Origin of the sequence: Arcicella aquatica (assembly GCF_034928825.1) — a bacterium.
In the GTDB taxonomy this organism is placed as follows: Bacteria; Bacteroidota; Bacteroidia; order Cytophagales; family Spirosomataceae; genus Arcicella; species Arcicella aquatica.
In genome coordinates this window covers 23,294-29,580 of the sequence record NZ_JAYFUL010000060.1, presented here as the reverse complement: position 1 = coordinate 29,580, position 6,287 = coordinate 23,294, and the positions used below count along the sequence as shown (strand labels likewise).

The 6,287-nt window shown below is 34.9% G+C and carries 5 protein-coding genes; 3 read left to right on the top strand and 2 right to left on the bottom strand.

Translation table 11 applies throughout. The features are described 5' to 3' along the window. Positions 1-369: 369 nt before the first annotated feature. Together VB264_RS22610 and gyrA are read right to left on the bottom strand one after the other, a co-directional pair. Entirely contained in the window at positions 370-1,845 is a 1,476-nt protein-coding gene (locus VB264_RS22610; RefSeq protein ID WP_323253276.1) for a tetratricopeptide repeat protein, read from the bottom strand. Positions 1,846-1,936: 91 nt separating this feature from the next. After that, positions 1,937-4,483, bottom strand: coding sequence for a DNA gyrase subunit A (gene gyrA / locus VB264_RS22605; RefSeq protein ID WP_323253273.1), 2,547 nt, complete (start codon positions 4,481-4,483; stop codon positions 1,937-1,939). Between the two features lie 321 nt (positions 4,484-4,804). On the opposite strand from gyrA, the gene VB264_RS22600 reads away from it, so the two are divergent. From VB264_RS22600 to VB264_RS22590, 3 genes are read left to right on the top strand one after another with little or no spacing between them, the layout of a single operon-like run. Next, complete coding sequence (locus tag VB264_RS22600; RefSeq protein WP_323253271.1) at positions 4,805-5,263, top strand: ribonuclease domain-containing protein; 459 nt, start codon at positions 4,805-4,807, stop codon at positions 5,261-5,263. 4 nt (positions 5,264-5,267) lie between these two features. Beyond that, positions 5,268-5,678 carry a barstar family protein gene (locus VB264_RS22595; RefSeq protein ID WP_323253269.1) on the top strand — a complete coding sequence of 137 codons (411 nt, stop codon included), beginning with the start codon at positions 5,268-5,270 and terminating at the stop codon, positions 5,676-5,678. A 53-nt stretch (positions 5,679-5,731) separates the two neighbouring features. Continuing rightward, entirely contained in the window at positions 5,732-6,148 is a 417-nt protein-coding gene (locus tag VB264_RS22590; RefSeq protein WP_323253267.1) for an OsmC family protein, read from the top strand. Positions 6,149-6,287: the final 139 nt, after the last annotated feature.

Genomic DNA, 6,287 nt, shown 5'->3' with positions numbered 1-6,287 from the left:
GAACCCGCTTGAAATCCAGGTGCAAATCCGTCTTTAATTCCTTGGAAGATACGAATCCAGCACGGTAACTTTCGACTACTTTTCGGAGATAAAGTATCAAGTTACGATTTTTTTTATTTGATTTCAACTCCTTAATATTCATACACTTAACGTTTAAGTGTCAAGTTAAATCAGTAGCATATGAATTGTTATATAATTTACATTATGTTAAATAAAACAATTAATATGTGAAAAGGTACTAAATAACGTACCTTTTTGCTGTTTTCCACCGTATAAATTGCTCATGACTGAAAATTTTCTAAAATAGCCTAGTCATAAAAAAAGACCTCAATATTTGAGGCCTTTTTTTATGACTAGGCTGAATATTAATTATTCTCCTAATGCTTTCAATTTATCTTCCATTTTCAAGATTTGATATAAACTTCTCAAACTTGATTTTAAATCTTCTTCTTGTTTGATAGAATATGCTTTTTCAAAATATGGTAAAGCTTCTCTGAATTTCTTATCAGCTAATTCTTCGATTTTCTTACCTTCCGTTTTATAAGCAGCCATATCTAATAAATCAACTTTTTTCTTAATTTCAACTGCTTCGTTGAAGCTCATTACTCCTAAGTTAAAGTTAACATCATAATTGTTAGGATCTAACTCTAAAGATTTTTTATAATAAGTCAATGCTAAATCTTTAGCTGCTTTTTGTTTTGCTTCCAATTCCGCAAGCTTCTTGTTAGTTTCTTCAACATTAACGCCACTTGCTGCTTGTTTAGCTGCATCCTCATTCAACTTAGTCAACTCAGCTTTTTGTTCATTTTGCATCTCTTTAACTTGAACAATTTGTTTTTTAGAAGCTGCTGCTGTCTTTGGGTCTTTCTTGATTTTATCAGTCAAACGCTTGATTTCCTCATCATAAGCCGCTACTTTATCTTTCTGAACTTGAATTTTCTTCTTTAAAGCTTCTACGTTATTATCAGATAAAGTTTCCTTTAATGTACGAATTTCAGGTGCAAATTCTTGGGCTTTGTTTTCATATAAAATACCCAAATTTAATACTTCCTGAGGGTTACTTGTACCTTTTGCTACTGATGTTTCAAGTTCTTTGATAGCTAAATCAATCTTTTTAAATGCTAATAATAAGTTTACTTTTTCAGCTTTTAAGTCTTTATTGTTTGGATGAAGAGCAATACCTTTTTCTAAGGTAGCAATTGCTTTTTCTTCATTTTTCTCATTTCTATAGATTTGAGCCAAGGCATAAATCATGGCTGGGTCCTTCCCTCCTAGGTCTAAAAATTTCTCAAATCCACCTTTAGCAGCTGCATCATCTTTAGCCATTTGACCAATTACACCTGTATACATCGCAGCTGTAGTATCTTTTGGACTAACTTCAGAAGCCATTTGTAGATCTTTTACAGCACCTACAAAATCCTTACTTTGATATTTAGCAATCCCTCCATTCATAAAGGCACTAAATGTTTTTTGTCCTTCAGTTTCTGGTTTTCCCTCTTTATTGAGCGTCACTAAAAGGTATTTTTTAGCTGAAACAGCTACTGATCCGTCTTTTGCATCTAATGCAATAGCCTTTTTGAAGAACTCAACTGCTTTGTAAGCTGCTAAAGGCTCTGCTTTTGTCAACACTGAGTCTTGAGAATTCGCAAGATCTAAATAGGCTTCTCCACGAGTTAACCAAGTTTTAGCTTTCGCTGAATCTTTTTTTGTAACTGCAGCATCGGCTTTTTTTACGGCCTCAGAAATAGTTTTACGATTCGCCTCAATCATCATTTTGTCCATTTGAGCAGAGGCTGCTCCTGCTGTCATCAGTATTGCGAAAAGAGCAAGTGTGATTTTTTTCATTGTTCTGTTTGGAAATGGTTTCTATAATTGAATTATTGAAAAAGTAAAATCGCACTTACATGCGATTTTACAAGGATACTCTATTAAATAGCTATTCTGGAGTTACTTCTCCTTCTGATTCAACTGCTGGTAAATCTACCTCTCCTTCTGAAATAATATCTGCATCTGCGATTACTTCTTCTGGATCTTTCACAATTTTAGTTACCGACGAAATTTCGTCTGACTCATTCTTTAAACGGATAAGTTTAACGCCTTGTGTGTTACGACCCATTACACGTAAATCAGCTACAGCGATACGAATCAAAATGCCAGATTTTGTAATAATCATTAAATCATTATTATCTGTTACTTCTTTGATAGCCACCAAGTTACCAGTTTTATCAGTCAAATTAAGTGCCTTCACTCCTTTTCCGCCACGGTTAGTCAAACGGTAATCTTCAACATCCGAACGTTTACCGAAACCTTTTTCAGAAACCACTAATAATTGCTGTGTTTCTGGATCTTCGATACAAACCATTCCGATTGCTTTTTCGTCTTGTTTTTCTTCGTCAAGCCAAATACCTTTTACACCAGCGGCTGAACGACCCATTGGGCGAACACGAGATTCTTCAAAACGAACCGAACGACCAGTGTTAGTAGCGATGATTATATGATTATTTCCGTTGGTCAAAGATACATCTAACAATCTATCGTTTTCTCTGATAGTGATTGCTATAATACCATTCTGACGTGGGCGAGAGTAAGCTTCTAAAGTAGTTTTCTTAATGGTACCGTCTTCAGTACACATCACAATAAAGTTATTGTTAATGTAGTCTGGATCAGTAAGCGATTTCACATTGATTACAGCCCTGATTGAATCACCACTTTCAATGTTCATTAAATTCTGAACTGGTCTTCCTTTGGCAGTTTTTTGTCCTTCTGGTACCGCATAAACTCTTAACCAGAAACATTTACCGCTTTCAGTAAAGAATAGCAACCAGTTGTGCATCGTTGCAGTAAATAGGTGCTCAGTATAATCACTATCTTTGGTAGCTACCGCACGCGAACCTACTCCTCCCCTTCCTTGGGCTTTGTACTCGCTGATTGGTGTACGTTTGATATAACCTTGATTAGAAACAGTAATTAACATTTCTTCATCAGCAATCATATCTTCGATAGAGAACTCATCGTCTGTCATATTGATTTGCGTACGACGCGCATCTCCATAACGTTCTTTGATTTCATGTAATTCATCCTTGATAATTTGTAGTTGACGCTCAGGTCTATCCAAAATATCTTGTAAATCTTCCATCAAACGCTTAATCTCTTCATATTCAGCCAAAATCTTATCACGCTCCATACCTGTAAGGCGTTGAAGACGCATTTCAAGAATAGCTTTAGACTGAATCTCAGAAAGGCTGAAGCTCTCCATCAAACCAATTTGAGCGGTATGTGGGTCACGAGATTCACGAATCAATTTGATAACAGCATCTAAATTATCAAGCGCAATAATGAAACCTTCTAAAATGTGCGCTCTTTTCTGTGCTTCACGTAAATCATATTGAGTACGACGAACAACTACTTCATTTCTATGCTCAACAAAATAATGAATTAAGTCTTTTAAAGTAAGCGTATACGGGCGCCCTTTTACTAGACAAACATTATTTACAGAGAATGAAGACTGTAGCGCAGTTTGCTTATAAAGATTATTCAGGATTACGTTTGGAACGGCATCACGTTTTAAATCAAAAACGATACGCATACCATCACGGTCAGATTCATCTCTGATTTCTGAAATACCTTCAATCTTTTTATCGTTTACTAAGTCAGCACATTGTTTAATCAATGATGCTTTGTTGACCATGTAAGGAATTTCAGAGATAATGATTTGCTCTTTGCCTGTTTTACTCGTTTCAAACGTAGCGTTTCCACGAACTACTATACGACCACGACCAGTAGCAAAAGCATTTTTGATACCCGAAACACCATAAATAGTTCCGCCTGTAGGGAAATCTGGCGCCTTGATATATTGCATCAAGCCTTCAACTGTAATCTCACGATCATCAATATAAGCAATAATTCCTTCTACAACTTCTGTTAAATTGTGAGGGGCCATGTTGGTGGCCATCCCTACAGCAATACCAGAAGTACCATTTAATAAAAGGTTAGGAATTTTTGAAGGAAGTACGGTTGGTTCTTGTAAAGAGTCGTCAAAGTTATTTTGGAAATCGACTGTATCTTTGTTTAGGTCTCCTAAAAGCTCTTCAGCAATTCTCTTTAGTCGGGCTTCTGTATAACGCATCGCCGCTGGTGAATCGCCATCTACTGAACCGAAGTTTCCTTGCCCATCTACTAACGGGTATCTCAAAGACCATTCCTGAGCCATCCTAACCATGGTGTCATAAACTGAAGAGTCACCATGAGGGTGAAACTTACCCATTACTTCACCAACAATACGGGCTGATTTTTTATAAGCTTTGTTGTAATTCACACCTAATTCATCCATTCCAAAAAGTACTCGGCGGTGAACAGGCTTTAATCCATCCCGAACGTCGGGTAAGGCACGAGATACAATAACAGACATTGAATAGTCAATGTATGCTCCACGCATTTCGTCCTCAATGTTAATCGAAATAATATTACTATGTTGTTCTGACATATAAATAAGGTTTGGTTGAAGGGACTAAGCACCTTTTTTGATTTTTTAACTGATAAATCAAGAGAGATAGTTTTAAGTACCCTTAAAATGCCATTTTATACAAATTTCGTGAAATTTTAATGGTTTTGCAAATTTGAGAGGAACGAGAATACAAGCTTTAATTAGAAGATTATCAAAATTTGATTTAATTATAATTTCCTATAAATTTATTTCCTAAAATTTACTTCCCAGAAGTATTTAGCATGATTTTTTTATTAAAAAATTTGTTGACAAACAAAATTCAAAACTTCTTTTGTAGTTTTACTCAAACTATTCTCAACTATGAAAAATATATTACGTTGTATCCTAAAGTTAGTCTTTTTTTGCTTCATTACTTGCTCTTCAGTATTCAGCTTAACCTTTGAAAAAGCAAATTTTAATAATGCTTTTACTCCTCTTGAAACGAGTGGAAATAGTTATTATTATGAATTATCTATTCAAAAAGCCCAGCTTCCCAGGGCTAATACTCAGGAAATTCCTCAGAATGCAATAAAAGTATTAAAGTCAATTCGTGAAAACGGTGAAACATTCGAAGGATATGTTGGAGGCAGAAAGTTTGGCAATTATGAAGGACTGCTCCCTAAAAAAGATAAGAATGGGCAGCAAATTAATTACAGAGAATGGGATATTTATCCAAAAGTTCAAGGTAAAAACAGAGGGGCTGAAAGACTAGTAACTGGTTCAGATGGAAAAGCCTATTTTACCAAAAATCATTATCAATCATTTGTTGAAATTAAATAAGACAATGGCAAATTATTATATCCTAGGTGAAGATTCGACGCTAAAATCTCACGATAACATCTTGATAGCCTTCATTGATGGCGAAAAAGTAGAAACTGTTGAAGTTTTTTATCAAACGCTTGCAAAAGCTTTGTACTTCCCCGATTATTTCAGTCATAATATGGATTCATTCGATGAGCTAATAAACGATTTAGATTGGCTAGATCAGAATGATATTCGCATTGTATTTAAAAATTATGACGATTTCTTATCAGAAGAAAACGACGAAATACGCGAAATTATCCTCACTGTGTTGGATGATGCTGCCGAGGAATGGAAAAGAAACGATAATACTAAAGTGTTAAATATTTATATTGAGCCCTCTGAATTAGCAGAAGATGATTTAGAAACGCTAGGTATTAGTTATGAAAATTAATTTCGGAAATAGTATTCAATAAATGTTGTCTCATAAACTTAAATAAAAAAGTCATGCAAATTAAAAGAAGTGCAACTGCCCAGTGGATTGGTGCAGGTAAAGATGGTAAAGGTTCATTAACAAGCCAAAGTGGTGTTTTGAGTAACACACAGTATTCTTTCAATACTCGCTTTGAAGATGGCATTGGCACAAACCCTGAAGAGTTAGTAGCGGCTGCTCATGCTGGATGTTTTTCAATGCAATTAGCTTTTAATTTACAAGGAGCAGGTTTTATTGCAGATAGTATTGACACGACTTCGCAAGTAATTTTAGAAAATGGTGCTATTAATGAAATTAAATTAACTACTTCGGTGAAGGCTACTGATTTAACGCTGGAGAAATTTGAAGAATTAGTGAATCATGCTAAAGAAAATTGCCCAATATCTAAATTGTTTAACGCTACAATTACTTTAGACGCGACATTGTTGTAAACATGAGTCATCCCGAATTTTCCCTAAAATTGTGCGTTTTGAAGACAATTTGTGAGGTTTTCTACTTAATTATCGTCTAGTCCTTACTTTTCTTTCCTTGATGAAAGAAAAGTAACAAAAGAAAATCAAGAATTCCTAA